Source organism: Streptomyces sp. AM 2-1-1 (assembly GCF_029167645.1).
In the GTDB taxonomy this organism is placed as follows: domain Bacteria; phylum Actinomycetota; class Actinomycetes; order Streptomycetales; family Streptomycetaceae; genus Streptomyces.
In genome coordinates this window covers 4,057,796-4,074,756 of sequence record NZ_CP119147.1, presented here as the reverse complement: position 1 = coordinate 4,074,756, position 16,961 = coordinate 4,057,796, and the positions used below count along the sequence as shown (strand labels likewise).

Sequence of the window (16,961 nt, the reverse complement as noted above, 5' to 3'; positions counted from 1 at the left end):
GGGGCCGGGGGCGGTGTGTGCCGCCCCCGCACCGGCCGGGTGACCCTGCTCCGGCCCCGTCCGCGGGTGCCTCACCCCCGGACGCGGCGCGCCCGCCGGACCAGGTAGAGCGCCGAGACCACCGCCGCCGTGCGGAGCACCACCGGCCACAGGTCCGTCAGCGCGTCACCCATCGCCCCCTCCGCGATCGGTTCGCCCCAGCGCCCGCGCATCCGGCCCCAGACCCACACCACCGCCCCGGCGGCGACCGCGCCGGGCAGCCCCAGGGCGACCCACTTCGCCTCGGCCCGGGAGAGCGCGCGGGAGCTGTACGCGAGGAGCCAGCCGCCCGCGAGGGCCGGCCACGAGCCGATCACGGCGCCGGCGACCAGGAGCGCGGCGGCGAGGAGCAGCAGGGGGTGCCCCAGCCGGCGCCCGGCCGGCACCGGGTCGGCCACGGCGGCGGCCACCGGGGCCGGGGCGCGGCGGCGCATCCGGGGCAGCGGCAGGCGTCTGCGGGCGGGTGCGGGAGGGGTGGCCGCCTTCTCCGCGGCGGCCGCGGGACCGGCGGGCGCGGGACCGGCGGGTGCGCCGGGCTTCGCCGCGTCCGGGTCCGCGGGGTCGTCCTCCTCGCGCGGGCGGAGCGGGGGCCGCAGCAGTTCGGGGATCTCGATCCCGCCGACGAACCCCGGTACCCGCACGCCGTCGCCGAACTCGCCGAACGGCCCCGGTTCGACCCGCCACCACTCCCGGTCCGCGCCGGTGTCACCGCCGCCCGGGCCGCCGAGCCGGTCCAGGCCGATCACGTGCGGGGCGGACGGATCGGGCCAGTAGGTGTCACCGGTGGCTTCCTGCGCCCAGTCCACCCCGCTCGCCCCTTCCGCCCCTTCCGCCCATTTCGCCCCGACCTTCCCTTCCGCCCTGTCCGCCCCGTCCACCGCACGCGGCTCACGGGACGCGCGCGGCTCACGGGACGCGCGGGGCTCACGGGGCGCGCGGGGCTCACGGGGCGCGCGGGGCTTGTGCGGTCGTCCCGCTCGCCGGCCCTCCCGGGTCTCCCGGTCTTCCCGCTCCTTGCGGAACGGCGACGCGCCCCGCCGCGCACCCTCTTCGCGGGGCTCTTCCGCCGACTCCTCCGCCCCCTCGGCCACGGGGGCGGCGGACCGGGGGCGGAACACCCCGCGCCGGGGCCCCGGTACCGGATCTGCCGGAGCGTCACCGGGCCCGTCCGCCGTGTCCCGCGCGGGCGTTGCCGAACGCGGCGGCGGCAGCGGCGCCGAGGGCGGTGCGGACTCCCCGCCGCCGGCCGACTCGGCGGCGGCGGCGACCAGTTCGCCGGGTTCGCCCAGCCGTCCGATGATGCGCCGCACCGCGGCGGGCGAGTCGGCACCGGCCTTCGTGCGCTGCCTCTCGATCTCGTCGCGCACCCGGCCGACGAGCTTCATCCGGGCCCCGGAGGACAGCTGTTGTCGCTGCGCCAGGTCCCCGACACGGCTCAGATACTCGTAGACGAGCTGGTCGCTCTCGATCCCCACGTGACCCGTCCCCTCGGTTCCCTCCGGCTGACCTGCTCCGACCGTAGCGTTCCAGGGGCTACCGTGGGACGGATGGGGACGACCACACCACCGCGCACGCTCGCCGAAGCCCTGCGCGCACGCGGCGACGAAGCGCTGGCCGAGCTGCTGCGCGCCCGCCCCGACCTGCTCACGCCGGTGCCGGGCGACATCACCCAGCTCGCCACCCGGGCCGGCACCCGGGCCTCCGTGGTGCGCGCGCTGGAGCACCTCGACCGGTTCGCGCTGCAGACCGCCGAGGCCCTCGCGGTGGCACCCGACCCGGCCCCGTACGACACGCTGCTGCGCCTGCTGACCGGTGACGGGCTGGACGACGGCGCGCAGCACGACGACACCGGGGCGGCGATCACGGCGGCGCTGCCGGGCGCCCTGGCGACCCTGCGCGAACAGGCCCTGGTGTGGGGCGAGGACGAGCGGCTGCACCTGGTGCGCACCGCCCGGGAACTGCTCGCGCCGTCCCCGCAGCACCCCTCCCCCACCGGGCTCGGGCCGACCGTCGCCGAGGCCACCGCCGGGATGTCGCCGGGCCGCCTCCAGGAGATCCTGACCGCCGCCGGGCTCCCCGCCACGTACGACCCGGTCTCCGCCGTGGCCGCGCTGACCTCGCTCTTCACCGACCGGACGCGGATGGCGGAACTGCTGGACTCCGCCCCCGTGGAAGCGCTGTCGGTGCTGGACCGGCTGGTGTGGGGGCCGCCGTACGGCGAGATCACACCGAACCCGACCCCGCCCGTCCGCTGGCTGCGCGACCGCGGGCTGCTGCTCCCGGTGTCGGCCCGCACGGTCGTGCTGCCCCGGGAGGCCGCGCTGCACCTGCGGGCCGGGCGGGCCCACCGCGTACCGGAACCGCTTCCCCCGGTCGTCCAGGCGGTCGCCGAACGCGATCCACAGGCTGTGGACAGAGCGGCGGCCGGACAGGCGTTCCTCGCCCTCTCCACCGTCGAGGACCTGCTGAAGCTCTGGAACGGCGGCGGTCCCACCGTGCTCCGCTCCGGCGGACTGAGCGTGCGGGAGCTGAAGCGCGTCGCGAGCGCCCTCGACACGACGGAGCCGGTGGCCGCGTTCTGGGTCGAACTCGCGTACGCCACCGGGCTGCTGGCGGCGAACGGCGAGAGCGACGAACGGTACGCCGCCACTCCCGCGTCCGACGACTGGCTCGAACTCCCCGCCGCCCAGCGGTGGACGCGCCTCGCGCTCGCCTGGCTGGCGGCCACCCGCACCGCCGGGCTGGTCGGCGGCCAGGACGCCAAAGGGCGGGCGCTCTCCGCGCTCGGCCCCGAACTGGACCGCTCCACCGCACCCGACGTACGCCGCCGGGTGCTCGCCCTCTTCGCCGCACTGCCGCCCGGCACCGCGCCCGACCCCGCGACCCTGCTCGACCGGCTGCGCTGGGAACGCCCGCTGCGCGGCGGCTCGCGCGGTGACGTCCACCCGCGGCCGGAGAGCGCCGGCGCCCTCGCCGACAGCGCCGACCTGCGGTCGCGCATCGCACTCTGGACGGTCAACGAGGCCGAACTCCTCGGCATCACCGGCCGCGGCGCGCTCTCCTCGCAGGCACGCGCACTCCTCCCGGCCTCCCCCAGGACCGGGGAAGGCGCGGGGAGCGCGGCCGAGGCCGCCGCCCTGCTCGCCCCGCTGCTCCCGGAACCGCTCGACCACGTCCTGCTCCAGGCCGATCTGACCGCCGTCGCCCCCGGGCCGCTGGAACGCCCACTCGCCGACGTCCTCTCGGTCCTCGCCGACGTCGAGTCCAAGGGCGGCGCGACGGTCTACCGCTTCACCCCGGGCTCGGTACGCCGCGCGCTGGACGCCGGGCAGAGCGCCTCCGACCTGCACGCCTTCCTCGCCGCGCATAGCCGCACCCCGGTCCCGCAGCCGCTGACCTACCTGATCGACGACGTGGCCCGGCGCCACGGCCACCTCCGGATCGGCGCCGCGTCCGCGTACGTGCGCTGCGACGACGCGTCCGTGCTCAACGAGATCCTCGCCGACAAGCGCTCGGCGGTCCTGCGGCTGCGCCGGCTCGCCCCGACCGTCCTCGCCGCGCAGACCGACCCCTCCTCGCTGCTCGACGGGCTGCGCGACCTCGGGTACGCCCCGGCCGCCGAGTCCGCCGAGGGCGACGTGCTGATCACCCGCGCCGGCGCCCGCCGCACCCCGCCGCGCGCCGCCCCCGTCCCCGTACCCGAAGGACCGCCGGTACCGGACGCCACGCTGCTCGGCGCGGCGGTACGGGCGATCCGGGCCGGTGACACGGCCGCCACGGTCGTCCGCAAGGAACCCGGCGCACAGGGCGCCCCCTCCGCCCCCGGCACGCTCCCCCGCACCACGCCGGCGGACACCCTCGCGACCGTCCAGGCGGCTGCGATGACGGGCTCCACGCTCTGGATCGGCTACGTCAACGCGGAGGGCTCCGCGAGCCAGCGGGTGATCGCCCCGGTCCGGGTGGAGGGCGGTTTCGTCACCGCGTACGACCACACGGCCGACGAGGTCCGCACCTATCCGCTGCACCGCATCACGGGCGTGGCCGAACTGGCGGACGAGTAGGGCGCGCCGGGCCGGCCGGCGTCGCGGGGGCGGCCCCGGCGGTGCTCAGCCGGCGGAGTACGGACCGGTCTTCCCCGTGAACGGGAAGACCGGGAAGCCGTCCACGCAGTCGCCTCCGGGCGGGTGGTACGGCCACTCCATCCCGGCCCGGTAGAGGACCGGGAGCGCGACGGCGGCCACGAGCGGCGCGATCCACCGGACGGGCCGCCCGCCCGGCAGCGGCCACCGGCGCAGGGTGAGCTGGAGCAGACCGAGCAGCAGGGCCACGCAGAACCAGACGGCCGTCATCGTCACGGTCAGTCCGGCGTTGCCGCTCGCGTCGTTCCCGAGCGGGCACTCCTCCCACGCCTCCGCCACCCGCACGGTGGCCGCGTACACCCCGGCGGCGGCGACGAGGTGCGCCACCGGGTACCCGCCGCACCCTGGGGCGCAGGGCGGCGCGTCCGCCGGCGAAGGGCCGTCCGGGAGCTCGTCCTCGGAGGCGGCTCCGGCCGGGGCGGGGCCTTCTCGCACGCGGGTACCTCCTCGGGGAACGCGCCGCCGCGACGGACGGCGCGGCTCTCTCCCCTCCTGACCGGAGAACGCCCGTCGCGGTTCCCGCGACGGGCGTTCGGGGACCGCGTCCGTCAGCCACCGACCACGCGGACGACGAGGAAGATGTTGAGGCTGCTGATCACGAGGACCACGACGGCCGCGGCGACGGTGGTCACCGGACGGTTGACGAGGCCACCCATCACGCTGCGCCGCGCCGTGAAGACCAGGAGCGGAGCCAGGGCCAGGGGGATGCCGAAGGAGAGCACCACCTGGCTCAGGACGAGAGCGAGCGTCGGATCGACGCCGAGGGCCAGGATCAGCAGCGGTGGTGTCATCGTGACGAGACGGCGCACGGTGATCGGGACACGCCGGCGGAGGAAGCCGCTCATGATGACCTGCCCGGCGAACGTGCCCACGCCGGAGGAGGCGAGGCCCGACGCGAGCAGGGCCAGCGCGAAGGCGAGCGCGGCGGCCGGGCCCAAGGCCTGGCCGAGCCCGTGGTGGAACCCCTCCAGCGTCTCCGTCCGTTCCCCGCCCCCTCCGTGGAGGGCCGCCGACGCGATGGTGAGCATGCTGGCGTTGACCAGCCCGGCGACGCCGAGCGCGAGGACGATCGCGGCCCGGTGGGCGCGCAGCGTACGGCGCTTCTCCGCCGGGGCGGCGCCGGGCGCGGAGCGTCCGAGGGACGAGTGCAGGTAGATGACGTGCGGCATCACCGTCGCGCCGACCATGCCCGTGGTGAGCAGGATGCTCTGGCTGTCGGCGAAGCGGGGCCGCATGCCCTCGATCGCACCGCCCCAGGAGCCGGAGACCAGGGACTGGTAGACGAACCCGGCCAGGATCACCAGCAGCAGGGAGGCGATGACGAGGTTGAACCGCCGCCTCCCCTCGGGGGCGAGGACGACGAGCACGAGGGAACAGCCGGCCACGATGCACGCGGCGGGGAACATCGGCACGCCGATGAGGAGGTGCAGGGCCACCGCACCTCCCACGAACTCGGCCAACTCCGTCGCCATGGCGACCAGTTCGGCCTGGACCCACAGGGCCCGCGTGACGCCCCGGGGGGCGTGCGCACGGCACAGCTGCGGAAGGTCCTGCCCGGTGGCGACCCCCGCTTTGCACGCGAGGTACTGCACGAAGACGGCGAGGACGTTCGCCAGGGCGACCACCCAGAGCAGCAGCGGCCCGTAGTGCGCCCCGGCCGTCATGTTGGTCGCGTAGTTGCCGGGGTCCACATAGGCCACGGAGACCACGAGCGCGGGCCCGAGCATGGCCAGGAGCAGCTTCACCCGCAGCGCCCCCGGCCGGGAGCGGGGCGGTGCGGCCGACGGCGGCGGTGCCGTCTCAGGAGCCGGTGTCGCCTCCGAAGCGGGCGCCGCGGACCGCGCGCCCGCCGGCAGCGGTGACGCCTCGGGTGCGGGCGGGGCCTCCGGTGCGGCCGCGGGTGCGCCCTCGGCGGGCGGACGGCCGGGCGCCTCGTCCCCCGTGGGAGGCGAGAGGACACCCTGCGGGACACGCCGGTAGGCCCGAGCGTCAAACACCGCGGTCCTCCTCCCCGTCGTCACCGCGCCCCGACGGCGTTCTGCGGAGGGACGGCAGGAGCCGGAGACCCACCACGGCGATCAGGGCGGCGGCGCACCACTGCTCCACCGGGCCTCCCAGGAGCAGCCCGACCGCCGCGGCGAACACGTAGAGGCCGGTCACCACGCGGACGGTCGGACGGACAGCGGGCCTGCCGGGCGAATGGGACGTGCTGGTCATCGCGTGTTCCTCTCCGTACGGAGGAGGCGGATGGAGGCTGAAGGGCCGACCGGGCCGGCGGGCCGTGAGGGTGAGGGCCGGGGCCGGACATCGGGGGCCCGGGGACTTCGACAGCCGGGGGGCGTCTGGGGCCGGGGATTTCCGGGGCAGGGGCCCGACCCCTCCGGGGCCCGCCGCCCGGCCCCGGACGGGTCGGCGGGCTCCGGCGGCAGGTTCACTCGTCCGGGGTGAGCTTGTCCTTGATCTTGCCCTTGAGGCCGGTCTCCGTTCCCAGCACCGGCCCCTTGGGCGCCCCCTTGCTGCCGTCGTAGGTGGCGAACAGCTTCGGGTCGGGCGCCGGCACGGTGGCGAGGCCGCCGAGCGGTTGCGGGTTCTCCACCACGCTGAACTCGTGCTCCCCGTCGGGGGTCGGCCCGGCGGCCCACAGCCCCTGGGACGCCGCGTCCCCGTCGGAGAGGTGCCAGAGCTCTCCGGCGTGCTGGCGGTACTCCTCCTCCTCCAGGCCGCCCGGGACGACGACGTTCTCCAGGCCGTCCTCGCGCAGCTGCTCGATCGCCGCGAGCCACTGGTTCTGGTGCACGGTGTCGCGGGCGAGGTTGAAGCGCAGCATGTCCTTCACCCCCGGGTCGTCCGTCATGTTGAACAGACGAGCGGTCTGCAGCCTGCTCTGCGCCTCCGCCGCGACGTTGGCGTAGAAGTCGGCCAGGAGGTTGCCGCTGGCGATGGCGTAGCGGCCGTTCCACGGGTAGCCGTTGCTGTCGGCGGGCAGTGCCGCACCGCCCGCGATGATGGCCTGCTGCGGGTCCATGCCGCCGAGCACGGCGCCGATGGCGGGGTCGGCTGTGGCCATCTTGGTCGTGGCCGTGGCGGGCGCGCCCTCCAGGAGGCGCGCGACCATCGTGGCCAGCATCTCCACGTGGCCGATCTCCTCCGTGGCGATGTCCATGATCAGGTCCTTGTACTTGCCCTGGATGCGCGCGTTCCAGCCCTGGAACAGGTACTGCATCATCACCGACATCTCGCCGTAGGCACCGCCGACGAGTTCCTGCAGCTTGTGCGCGTACACGGGGTCGGGCTTCTCCGGCTTGGCCTCGAACTGCAAGCGCTGGGTGTGCTCGAACACGAGGGTCTCCTTCGCTCGGAACTGCGGGGTGGGCACCCGGAGGATCCGGGCCCGGAGCCGTCCGGAGTTTCCGGCCGGCTCCGCCACCTCCACGACGCTAGGCCGCCGGTGTCTTCGCGCCGTCACCGTTCCGCGGCCCATCGCGGCCCGCCGGAGATGCCTCCCGGGCGGACCACGGGGATCCTGGCGTAGGAACGCCTCCGACGAGCGGACGCCCCGATGGAACAGCAGCACTTCACAGCACACGGCCCCCACCTCGGCCTTCTCGGGCACTTCCACCTCTTCGCCCGGACGGACCACGTCTTCCTGCCTCCCACGGCCCAGCGCCTCATGGCCCTCCTGGCCCTGCACCAGGACGGGGTGGCGCGCACCCGGGCCGCCGGACTCCTGTGGCCCGACCTCACCGACCGGCACGCGGCGGCCAGCCTGCGCTCCACCCTGTGGCGCCTGTCCCGCCGCAGCGGTCAGCGCCTGGTCGAGACCGGCGCGGGCGACTCCCTGCTCCACCTGCACGGAGCGGTGCGGGTGGACCTGCACGGCGCCGCGGCCCAGGCCCACCGGCTCGCGACGCGACCACCGGCCGAACCTCCCGACACCGTGCCCGCGGAACTGCGTGAGGACCTGCTGCCCGGCTGGTCCGACGAGCGGCTGGTCCTGGCGCGCGAGCACTTCCACCAGACCCGCCTGCACGCGCTCGAATCCCTCAGCCGCCATCTCGTGCGGGCGGGCGCCAACACGGCCGCCATGGAGTGCGCCATGACCGCGCTCCGGGCCGAACCGCTGCGGGAGAGCGCCCACCGCGCCGTCACCGAGACGCACCTCGCGGAGGGCAATGTCGCGGAGGCCCTGCGTCACTACGACCTCTACCGTCACCGCCTGCGTACCGAGCTCGGGCTCGCCCCCTCCAGCAGCTACCGGGCGCTCCTCGCCCCCTTCCTCGCCAGGCCGCTGGACGGGTGACGCCCCGGTGACCCCCCGAAGACGCGGGCCCCCCTGACCACTGGCAGCCCGGCCGCACGACCACCCGGACACCCCCGGGCGGCCTGCCGCGCGCCTCGCCCGGGGCCCGCCCCCGCCGACACACCGAACCCGCTCACACACCCGACGTACCGGCCCGTACCACCCGGGCCGAAGACCCGGAAGGAACAGGTGCCATGCCCACCTCCCTCACCGCTCAGAGCTACGAGGCGCTCGGCGGCGACGACAGCATTCTCGTCCGTCAGCGTCGCGACCACGCCGAGCTGGACCGGATGATGCGCTCCTACGAGTCCGCCGGCGGCTCGGACGAGGAGCGACGCCGCACGCTCAAGGAGATCGTCCAGCTCACGTTCAGCCACGCCTTCGCGGAGGAGACCGTGCTGTGGCCGGCCCTGCGCCGTCTCGCCCCGGACGGTGAGGAGCTCACGGCGCGCGTGGAGAAGGAACACCAGCAGATCAACGAGCTCATCGCCGGGATCGAGCGCACGGCCGTGGGTGCTCCCGCGCGCCACGCCGTCGTCGCCCGGGCCTTCGACCTGATCAGACAGGACATCCGCGACGAGGAGGACCTGCTGCTGCCCCGGCTCCAGGAAGCCCTGGACACGGCGGAGTTGCGGCGTCTGGGCGCCGCGTGGGAGGCCGTCCGCCGCACCGCTCCCACCCACCCCCACCCGGCGGTGCCCCGTCGCCCGCCCGGCAACGTCGTACTCGGCGTACCGCTCAGCGCGTACGACCGCGCCCGTGACCTCGTCCCGCTCGGCGCCGACCCGGCCCGGGTCCGCCGCCTGGCCGCCGCCGCCGCAGTGCTCGCGCTCGGTGTCTGGCTGGTCCGTACGGTGCGCGCACAAGGCCGCCGCGCCTGACGGCACCGACCGCGTTCCTCGCACCCGGCCGACCGCGTTCCCCGCGCCCGGCCGGGCACGGGGAACGGCCGCCCCGCTCTCCCCCGGCCACCCGCCCCGCGGGTGGCCGGGCCGATTCCGTCCCGCCCCTTACCCCGGAGACCGCCCGGCGGCCCGTGGCCGGATTCGTCCCCGCCCTGTTCCCAGCGGGGCGCTCCCGGCGTTGACTCGCCCGCAACGAAGCCGGGTCCGCACCGCTCCCGGCGCGGGCGACCGCGCCGGACGGCGGCGGCGCGGAGCCGCGAGGGAGCACGCTCGGGAAGGGACGCCTGATGAGTTCTGCCCAGCCGGCCGACACGATGACCCCGTTCGACGACGCGTACAACCAGCCCGATCCCCGGGCGTACTTCCGCGATCTGGGCCCCTGGGGCTACCAGACGCCCCACCACGCGCAGAGCGTCTTCCGCCGCCTGCTCACCGCCCTGCGCACCGGATCGCCGGAGGCGCCCGCGCCCACCGTGCTGGACATCTGCTGCTCGTACGGGATCAACGCCGCGCTGCTCAACCACCACCTCACCCTGAGCGACCTCTACACCCACTACACGTCCGAGCGGGCCACCGCGTCGAGCACCGACGAACTCATGGCCTGGGACAAGGAGTTCTACGCCTCGCACCGGCGTCCCGACGCGGTCCCCGTCCTCGGCCTCGACGCAGCCCCCCGCGCCATCGCCTACGCCCGTGCGGTCGGCATGCTGGACGACGGTTTCGCCGAGAACCTGGAGACGGGCGCGCCGAGCCCCGCCCTGCTGCGCGCCGCACGGGACGTCCGCCTGATCACCGTCACCGGCGGCGCCAGCTTCCTCTCCGGGCACACCTTCACCCCGCTGCTGGCGGCTGCGGAAGAGCCGTTGTGGGTGGCCGCGTTCGTCCTGCGCACCGGCGGCTACGGGCCCATCGCCGGCGCCCTGGCGACCCACGGCCTGACCACCGAGAAGCACACCGCGCAGACCTACCCGCAACGCCGCTTCACCGGCGAACAGGAGCAGCGGTACGCGATCGCCGCGACCCTCGCCGCCGGCGAGGACCCGGAGGGCAAGGAGAGCGAGGGCTCCTTCCACACCGCGCTGTACGTCTCCCGACCGGCGGCGGAGGCGGCGGGAAGACCTGTGGGCGCGTTGCTGCAGCCGTGATCAAAGGCAGGTCGGGGCGGCGCCGGGCCGTGTCCGGCCGTTTCCGGCAGGCAGGCGCCGCGACCGATGTCGGCTTGTTCCAGTCCCGCGCGGCGGGACCAGGCCATCCGTCGTTCACCACGAGCCGGCAGGTCGGGCGGAGCCGGTGTCGGTTCCGCCCGGCGCGCCTCAGGCCGGAGTGCCCCGCAGCCCGGTGGCCGCCTCGGTCAGACACGACAGTGCGACTGCGCAGCCGGCCACGCCCGCAAGTACGCCGATGAGGGTGTCCGGGCCGGAGGCCCCGGTGACGACCACTCTCAGGAACATCACGACGGCGGCCATCTCACCGAGCCCGAGCAGGGCGAGCCAGCCGGCGCGCACCGTGCGAGGTGTTCTGTTGCTGACTCGCGCCGAGCCCAGCAGGGCGGCGCCGCCCGCCATGACCAGGACGGCGGCGACGACCAGCACCGCGTAGAGCACGGTGCCGGAGGTATCGGGATCGGTGTGGTCGATTTCCGCGGTGTCGGGCACAAGGAAGGTGAACGCGAACTCGAGCAGGGCGACATACGCGACCTGGGCGAGCAGGAGCACCGGAACGACCCGACGGTGAAACAGAGTCGTCATGCGTTGCTCTTCACGAGACGGCCGCTCCTGATGATCCACAACTTGCCCTTCGTGACATGACTCTTGCACGAGCTCCGGGTCTTCTTCCACGCCTCGGCCTTCGAGTAGTGCGCTTTGTAGTATCGGCCGATCTCTCGGCCCTTCTTGTTGTTCCTGAGGTCCATCTCCTTGTCCACGCCCTTGGACTGTGATTCGTGGCGGGTGGCCACCTCGAAGGCTGTCTCATGATCGACGAAGACCTCCATCAACGCGTTCCAGTAGCAGTGCCGGAAGGCGTCGCCGGTCCCCTGGAAGAGGGTCTTGTCCGGGTAGAGGTCTTGGGCGTACTTGAGGGCGGTACCCGCCATCTCCCGGGCCTTGGAGCAGTCGTACGGGTTCCAGAAGCAGTAACTGCGCTCGGCCGGTGTCACCGTGTAGCTGGAGCCGCTCGGGTCGAGCAATACCGGGTACGCGAGTGTCTGGCCGTTCGCCGGGGCGAGGGAGACCTCTACGTCCGATCCGTCCGCCTCCATCGTGACGGGCACCGTGGCGCCCTTGGCGTCGACGGCGACCGGGGCACTGAGGAAGGTGGCCAGGTCGCTGTTGGCGTCGGCGACCATCAGGGTGTTGTCGGCGACGGCTGACATCTCCTGGCCCGGCTGAAGATCGACGCTGTAGACGAAGGTCTTCGGCGCGGCGGCGCTGCGCAGCAGGTGGAAGAGTTCGACCTGGCTGGCACTGCCACGAACAGCGACGGTGTCGGCGTCGGTCTGGGTGTTGGCGTAGATCACCAGACCTGTTTCGCTCAGCTCGGCGGTCGTCGAGGAGGCCACCGGGAGGTCGATCAGCGTCCGAGCTGCTCCGTCGGCGCTGTTGCCCGTCAGACTGCCGACGGAGGACGACGGCAGCTCCGTCGTGGCCGTCTCGACCGCGGAGTCCTCGGTCTCCGGCTTCTCCGGATCCTCCTGTTCGACGTAACCGGCAGGGGTGTCGTCCTCGTCCGCGATCTCCTCGTCCAGTTCGTCGGTCTCCTCGATCCCGTCGGCGGGGTGCAGTAGGTCCGCGAAGTGGGTCTCCGCGATCTCGTTGACGAAGGGGACGGGCAGGGTTCCGGTGATGGTGCCGGCCCGGAAGGTGTACTCGGCCCAGTCCGACCAGATGCCGGCAGCGTTCCTGACCCGTGCGCTCAGGATGTGCGTGCCGCGCGTCACGGGCGTCAGCGTGAGCGTCGATTTGCCCGAAGCCAGAGTCGTCGTCTGCGCCGGGCCCTCGTCGAGGCGATATTCGGCGGAAGCCGCCCTGCCTGTGGGGTCGACGAGGACGAACGATCCTGCCGTCCCCGCGTCCCCGTGCCACAGGCCGTCCGCGGGATACGTCGTCGACGTGAGCGTGGGCGCGGCCGGGACGGAGGTGTCCACGGTCAGGTTGCGCCAGGCGGACCAGGTGCTGTTCCAGTCAGCGCCGTCGTAGACGTTGACCCGCCACTTGTAGGCCCCGGAGGCCAAGACGGGGGCAGTCCAGCTGCCGGTGGTGCCGGAGGCGACGAAGCCGGAGGTGCCGGAGGCAACCTTGATGGTGCCGGCGGAGTTCCATACCTCGAAGCCGAAGCGCACGGTGTTGCCGTCGGCGTCCGTCGCTTTGGCTTGGAGCGTCGGCGTGGTGTCCGCGGTGAAGGCGCCCGCGGCCGGGCTCACCGCACTCGCGGCACCCGGCATGGTGTTGTACGTGACCGACAGGGCCGGCTCGGTCGGTCCCTGAGAGCCGTCGACGTAGTTCGCCGACCGGAACCTCCGCCAGCTCTTCGAATCCTGTTCGTCGACAGCCCGGATCTGCAGGCCGTTGTTGGCCTCGCCGTTCGCCCACGACTGGGCGATGTCCTTGACGTTCCAGCGCATGAAGTTGGCCGGGCAGGCCGAGCTGAAGCCGTAGGCGGCCTTGGAGACCACGGATCCCGTCGTCGTGGTGGCGGGCTGTACACCCCATGTCACCCCGCTCGGGTCCCAATTGCCCGTGATCCGGCGCACCTCAACCCCTGAGCCGTCCGTGGCACAAGTGGAAGACCAGTACGAGTGAAGCCGCAGCTCTGCGCTGAGGATGTGCCTGCCGGAATACTTGGCGACATCGAACTTGACGTAGGAGCGGGCCCGGGTGGTGCCCCCATCGTAGGTTCCTGCCTTCAGCTCTGTCGAACCCCGTTGAGAATCAGGGTAGTTGGTGGCGACCCAGGTGTCGGTCGAGGCTGCGAGCGTGGTGGTCGGGTCGATGGTGACCGGGTAAATCACCGCCGGATCCGCGAGGAACTCCTGGCTCGGCTTGAGCACCATGACCGTGCCGTCGGCCGTCTCCTCCACGGTGGTGGCTATCTCGGCGCTCTTGACCGGATCACCCGAGCGAGAATCCGTGCCAGTGCCCCACATCCGGGGCGCCGGGGCGCTGGCGACGAGCGCGCCGGTGTCGTCTTCGAGCCGTAGATGCCGCTCGGCGGTCTTCTCCAACCTCATGCCCCTGAGCGTCACCGGGAGCCTGAGCTCCACCGGCTCGGCCGGGCGGAGCCGCCCCGTACAAGCCATGGTCCGTGTTCCGGTTCGACCGTGACGCCCGCGTCACGCCCCGGCCGGTTCGCTCGACGGGGACGACTCGCCGCTGCTGCCCGCGCGCCGGCAGAGCGAGGGCGGGATGCCCGACCGGTTCGCGGGGCACGGCGCGGAGCCGTGGGAACGGGGGGACGGTCCGGGTCCCGGCATCCCGTACGCCTGCGCCCCCGGCCCGCGCCCGAGCACCGCACCTCACCTCACACCCGCCGCCACCCCCGCGCGGCGCGGCGATGATGCACACTGGACGTTTGGCCGCGTGCGCGGCCGTACCCCGGAGAAAGGGCCGCAGCGAGTGACCGGACCCCTCATCGTCCAGAGCGACAAGACACTTCTGCTGGAAGTCGACCACGAGCTGGCGGACGCGTGCCGGAGGGTGATCGCGCCCTTCGCCGAGCTGGAGCGTGCGCCCGAGCACATCCACACCTACCGCGTGACGCCGCTCGGGCTGTGGAACGCCCGGGCCGCCGGGCACGACGCCGAGCAGGTCGTCGACGCGCTGGTGGAGTACTCCCGCTACCCCGTGCCGCACGCGCTCCTCGTCGACATCGCCGAGACGATGGCGCGGTACGGCCGTCTCACCCTGTCCAAGCACCCGGTGCACGGTCTCGTGCTGACCAGCACCGACCGGCCGGTCCTCGAAGAGGTCCTGCGGTCGAAGAAGATCGCGCCGCTGGTCGGGGCACGGATCGACCCGGACACCGTCGCCGTGCACCCCTCGGAGCGCGGCCAGATCAAGCAGACGCTGCTCAAGCTCGGGTGGCCCGCGGAGGACCTCGCGGGTTACGTGGACGGCGAGGCGCACCCGATCGAGCTGGCCCAGGACGGCTGGTCGCTGCGGCCGTACCAGAAGCAGGCCGTCGAGGGGTTCTGGCACGGCGGTTCCGGTGTCGTCGTCCTCCCCTGCGGCGCCGGGAAGACACTGGTCGGCGCCGGTGCGATGGCGGAGGCGAAGGCCACCACGCTGATCCTGGTGACCAACACGGTCTCGGCCCGGCAGTGGAAGCACGAGCTGATCAAGCGCACCTCGCTGACCGAGGAGGAGATCGGCGAGTACAGCGGTACCCGCAAGGAGATCCGCCCGGTCACCATCGCCACCTACCAGGTGCTCACCACCCGCCGTAAGGGCATCTACCCGCACCTGGAGCTCTTCGACTCCCGCGACTGGGGCCTGGTGATCTACGACGAGGTGCACCTGCTGCCCGCGCCCGTCTTCAAGTTCACCGCCGACCTCCAGGCGCGCCGCCGGCTCGGTCTCACCGCCACGCTGGTCCGCGAGGACGGGCGGGAATCGGACGTGTTCTCGCTCATCGGCCCGAAGCGGTTCGACGCCCCGTGGAAGGAGATCGAGGCGCAGGGGTACATCGCGCCCGCCGACTGCGTGGAGGTGCGGGTCAACCTCACCGACCACGAGCGGCTCGCGTACGCCACGGCCGAGCCCGAGGAGAAGTACCGCTTCTGCGCCACCACGGTGACCAAGCGGAAGGTCACCGAGGCGCTGGTGCGCAAGCACGCGGGCGAGCAGACGCTCGTCATCGGGCAGTACATCGACCAGCTCGACGAGCTGGGTGAGCACCTCGGCGCACCCGTCATCAAGGGCGAGACGCCGAACTCGACGCGCGAGAAGCTCTTCGAGTCGTTCCGGCAGGGCGAGATCAGCGTGCTGGTCGTCTCGAAGGTCGCGAACTTCTCCATCGACCTGCCGGAAGCCACCGTCGCCATCCAGGTGTCGGGCACGTTCGGCTCCCGCCAGGAGGAGGCACAGCGCCTCGGCCGGGTGCTGCGGCCGAAGGCGGACGGGCACGAGGCCCGCTTCTACTCGGTCGTCGCCCGCGACACCATCGACCAGGACTTCGCCGCCCACCGGCAGCGGTTCCTGGCCGAGCAGGGGTACGCGTACCGGATCGTCGACGCGGACGAGCTGCTCACCGAGCACCCCGAGGGCACGGGGAGTCCGGGGAGCACGGAGACCACCGAGAACTGAGCGGGCCGCGCGCGCCGCGATGCCCTGGGCGCACCAGCGTCCCCACCCCCCGCACGGGCGGGACACCCTTCACCGGGTGTCCCGCCCGTGCGGCGTCCGGCCCGGGCCGTTCCGTGCGGCGTCGGTGGCCCCCGCACGACGGGGGCGGGTGGTCAGGGCCCGGGCCGGGGGACGAAGAGCAGCATGACGCCCATCGCGATCATAGCCGGGGGTACGAACGCGAGGCCCGCCGCGATCCAGCGCGCCGTCGACCACGAGCGGCGGACCACCAGCAGCCAGCAGAGGACGAGGGCCGCCGGGGTGAGGGTGAGGCTGAGCGAGTGGCCGAGGGACACCACGTGCAGCGGGCCCCGCAGGGCGGGCTCGCACCCCTCACCGCAGTCGGCACCCACGAACAGGGCCACCCGGAGCAGGCCGGTCACCACGGGCGCCACGTGCGGGACGAGCGCCGTGGCGACCGCCGGGACGGCCCAGCGCGGTGCCGGTCCGGAACCCACCGGGACCGGCCCGATCCAGCGGCCGCCGGGGAGGAGGCGCGGAGCGCGTACGGGACCCCGGCGGGACGGCCGGGTGGCAGTACGGACGGCATGGGCGGCCCGTACCGCACGGGCGGTGCGGACGACACGGGCGGTGCGGGAGGCGCCCGCAGGGCGGGAAGGACGACGGCTCGACGGCATGTGCCCAGCCCATCGCGGAAACGGAGCCGATCACTCCGGGCGCGTACTCATCCGGCGCTCTCCCCGTACTCAGACCGCACGGCTCCCCCGTGGGCGTCCTGCGCGCACGGCGGGAGTGGCACACGGCGGGAGTGGCGCACGGGACCGGCACAGGACGGGATCGGCGCGCGGTGGATCAATGTCCGCCTTGGGTCAGCGCGCAGTGGATCAACGCGCGGTGGATCAGCGCGCGCGGCGAATGCCGGAGTCGGCGGAGTACTCCCCGAGGACGACGACGTCGAAGGCGGTAGTGATCCAGACGCGGACGGCGCGCAGCGCGTCGCCGAGGGGGTGGGGGCGGAGGTGACCGGTGGCCGCGGTCGCGCCGTGCGCGGGGCCGGTCCTGCGGGGGTTCAGGATCGCGGTGCTCATGCTCTCCAGAGTGCTCCTCGCACGCGGGTGCGGGCCAGGAGGGCGAGCGCGCGACCCGGCGGACCCGCGCCCCGGCGGACCCTCACCGCGTGATCCACCGACCCCCGGGATCCGCGGTCCGCGGCGTGCGGTTCGCCCGTGCCCCCTCCCGTGGATACACTCTCCGGTCTGCCCCGCCCTCCCGCACC

Annotated in this window: 14 protein-coding genes; 5 read left to right on the top strand and 9 right to left on the bottom strand. The window is 73.8% G+C overall.

The window, feature by feature from the left end; translation table 11 throughout:
• Nucleotides 1–71: 71 nt before the first annotated feature.
• Nucleotides 72–1,514 carry a hypothetical protein gene (locus PZB77_RS17800; protein WP_275493589.1) on the bottom strand — a complete coding sequence of 481 codons (1,443 nt, stop codon included), beginning with the start codon at nt 1,512–1,514 and terminating at the stop codon, nt 72–74.
• Between the two features lie 72 nt (nt 1,515–1,586).
• Between PZB77_RS17800 and PZB77_RS17795 the strand changes: the two genes are divergently transcribed.
• Entirely contained in the window at nt 1,587–4,100 is a 2,514-nt protein-coding gene (locus PZB77_RS17795; protein WP_275493588.1) for a helicase C-terminal domain-containing protein, read from the top strand.
• A gap of 45 nt (nt 4,101–4,145) precedes the next feature.
• Here PZB77_RS17795 and PZB77_RS17790 read toward each other — a convergent pair whose 3' ends face one another.
• The 4 genes from PZB77_RS17790 to PZB77_RS17775 form a co-directional block, all read right to left on the bottom strand.
• The gene (locus tag PZB77_RS17790; protein ID WP_275493587.1) at nt 4,146–4,613 is read right to left on the bottom strand and encodes a hypothetical protein; all 468 of its coding nucleotides are present in this window, start codon (nt 4,611–4,613) and stop codon (nt 4,146–4,148) included.
• 113 nt (nt 4,614–4,726) lie between these two features.
• Entirely contained in the window at nt 4,727–6,175 is a 1,449-nt protein-coding gene (locus PZB77_RS17785; protein WP_275493586.1) for an Nramp family divalent metal transporter, read from the bottom strand.
• Nucleotides 6,168–6,395, bottom strand: coding sequence for a hypothetical protein (locus PZB77_RS17780; protein WP_275493585.1), 228 nt, complete (start codon nt 6,393–6,395; stop codon nt 6,168–6,170). Before PZB77_RS17780 ends, PZB77_RS17785 begins: the two co-directional genes overlap by 8 nt.
• Before the next feature lie 214 nt (nt 6,396–6,609).
• Entirely contained in the window at nt 6,610–7,518 is a 909-nt protein-coding gene (locus PZB77_RS17775; RefSeq protein WP_275493584.1) for a manganese catalase family protein, read from the bottom strand.
• 219 nt (nt 7,519–7,737) lie between these two features.
• Here PZB77_RS17775 and PZB77_RS17770 point away from each other — a divergent pair, with 219 nt between their 5' ends.
• The 3 genes from PZB77_RS17770 to PZB77_RS17760 all read left to right on the top strand — a co-directional run bounded on the left by PZB77_RS17770 (nt 7,738) and on the right by PZB77_RS17760 (nt 10,528).
• Entirely contained in the window at nt 7,738–8,478 is a 741-nt protein-coding gene (locus tag PZB77_RS17770) for a BTAD domain-containing putative transcriptional regulator (protein ID WP_275493583.1), read from the top strand.
• A gap of 194 nt (nt 8,479–8,672) precedes the next feature.
• On the top strand, nt 8,673–9,359 hold the full coding sequence (locus PZB77_RS17765) for a hemerythrin domain-containing protein (RefSeq protein ID WP_275493582.1): 687 nt from the start codon (nt 8,673–8,675) through the stop codon (nt 9,357–9,359).
• Nucleotides 9,360–9,670: 311 nt separating this feature from the next.
• A complete protein-coding gene (locus PZB77_RS17760; protein ID WP_275493581.1) occupies nt 9,671–10,528 on the top strand; it encodes a hypothetical protein in 858 nt (285 codons plus the stop codon).
• A 168-nt stretch (nt 10,529–10,696) separates the two neighbouring features.
• Here the strand turns inward: PZB77_RS17760 and PZB77_RS17755 are convergent, their stop codons facing one another.
• Both PZB77_RS17755 and PZB77_RS17750 read right to left on the bottom strand, forming a co-directional pair.
• Complete coding sequence (locus PZB77_RS17755; protein ID WP_275493580.1) at nt 10,697–11,131, bottom strand: hypothetical protein; 435 nt, start codon at nt 11,129–11,131, stop codon at nt 10,697–10,699.
• Nucleotides 11,128–13,611: a DNRLRE domain-containing protein gene (locus tag PZB77_RS17750; protein WP_275493579.1), complete on the bottom strand. Its 2,484-nt coding sequence runs from the start codon at nt 13,609–13,611 to the stop codon at nt 11,128–11,130. Before PZB77_RS17750 ends, PZB77_RS17755 begins: the two co-directional genes overlap by 4 nt.
• Before the next feature lie 385 nt (nt 13,612–13,996).
• Here PZB77_RS17750 and PZB77_RS17745 point away from each other — a divergent pair, with 385 nt between their 5' ends.
• Nucleotides 13,997–15,685: a DNA repair helicase XPB gene (locus tag PZB77_RS17745; protein WP_275493578.1), complete on the top strand. Its 1,689-nt coding sequence runs from the start codon at nt 13,997–13,999 to the stop codon at nt 15,683–15,685.
• Nucleotides 15,686–15,837: 152 nt separating this feature from the next.
• Here PZB77_RS17745 and PZB77_RS17740 read toward each other — a convergent pair whose 3' ends face one another.
• Nucleotides 15,838–16,182 carry a hypothetical protein gene (locus PZB77_RS17740; RefSeq protein WP_275493577.1) on the bottom strand — a complete coding sequence of 115 codons (345 nt, stop codon included), beginning with the start codon at nt 16,180–16,182 and terminating at the stop codon, nt 15,838–15,840.
• A 402-nt stretch (nt 16,183–16,584) separates the two neighbouring features.
• Complete coding sequence (locus PZB77_RS17735) at nt 16,585–16,773, bottom strand: hypothetical protein (protein WP_275493576.1); 189 nt, start codon at nt 16,771–16,773, stop codon at nt 16,585–16,587.
• Nucleotides 16,774–16,961 lie beyond the last annotated feature (188 nt).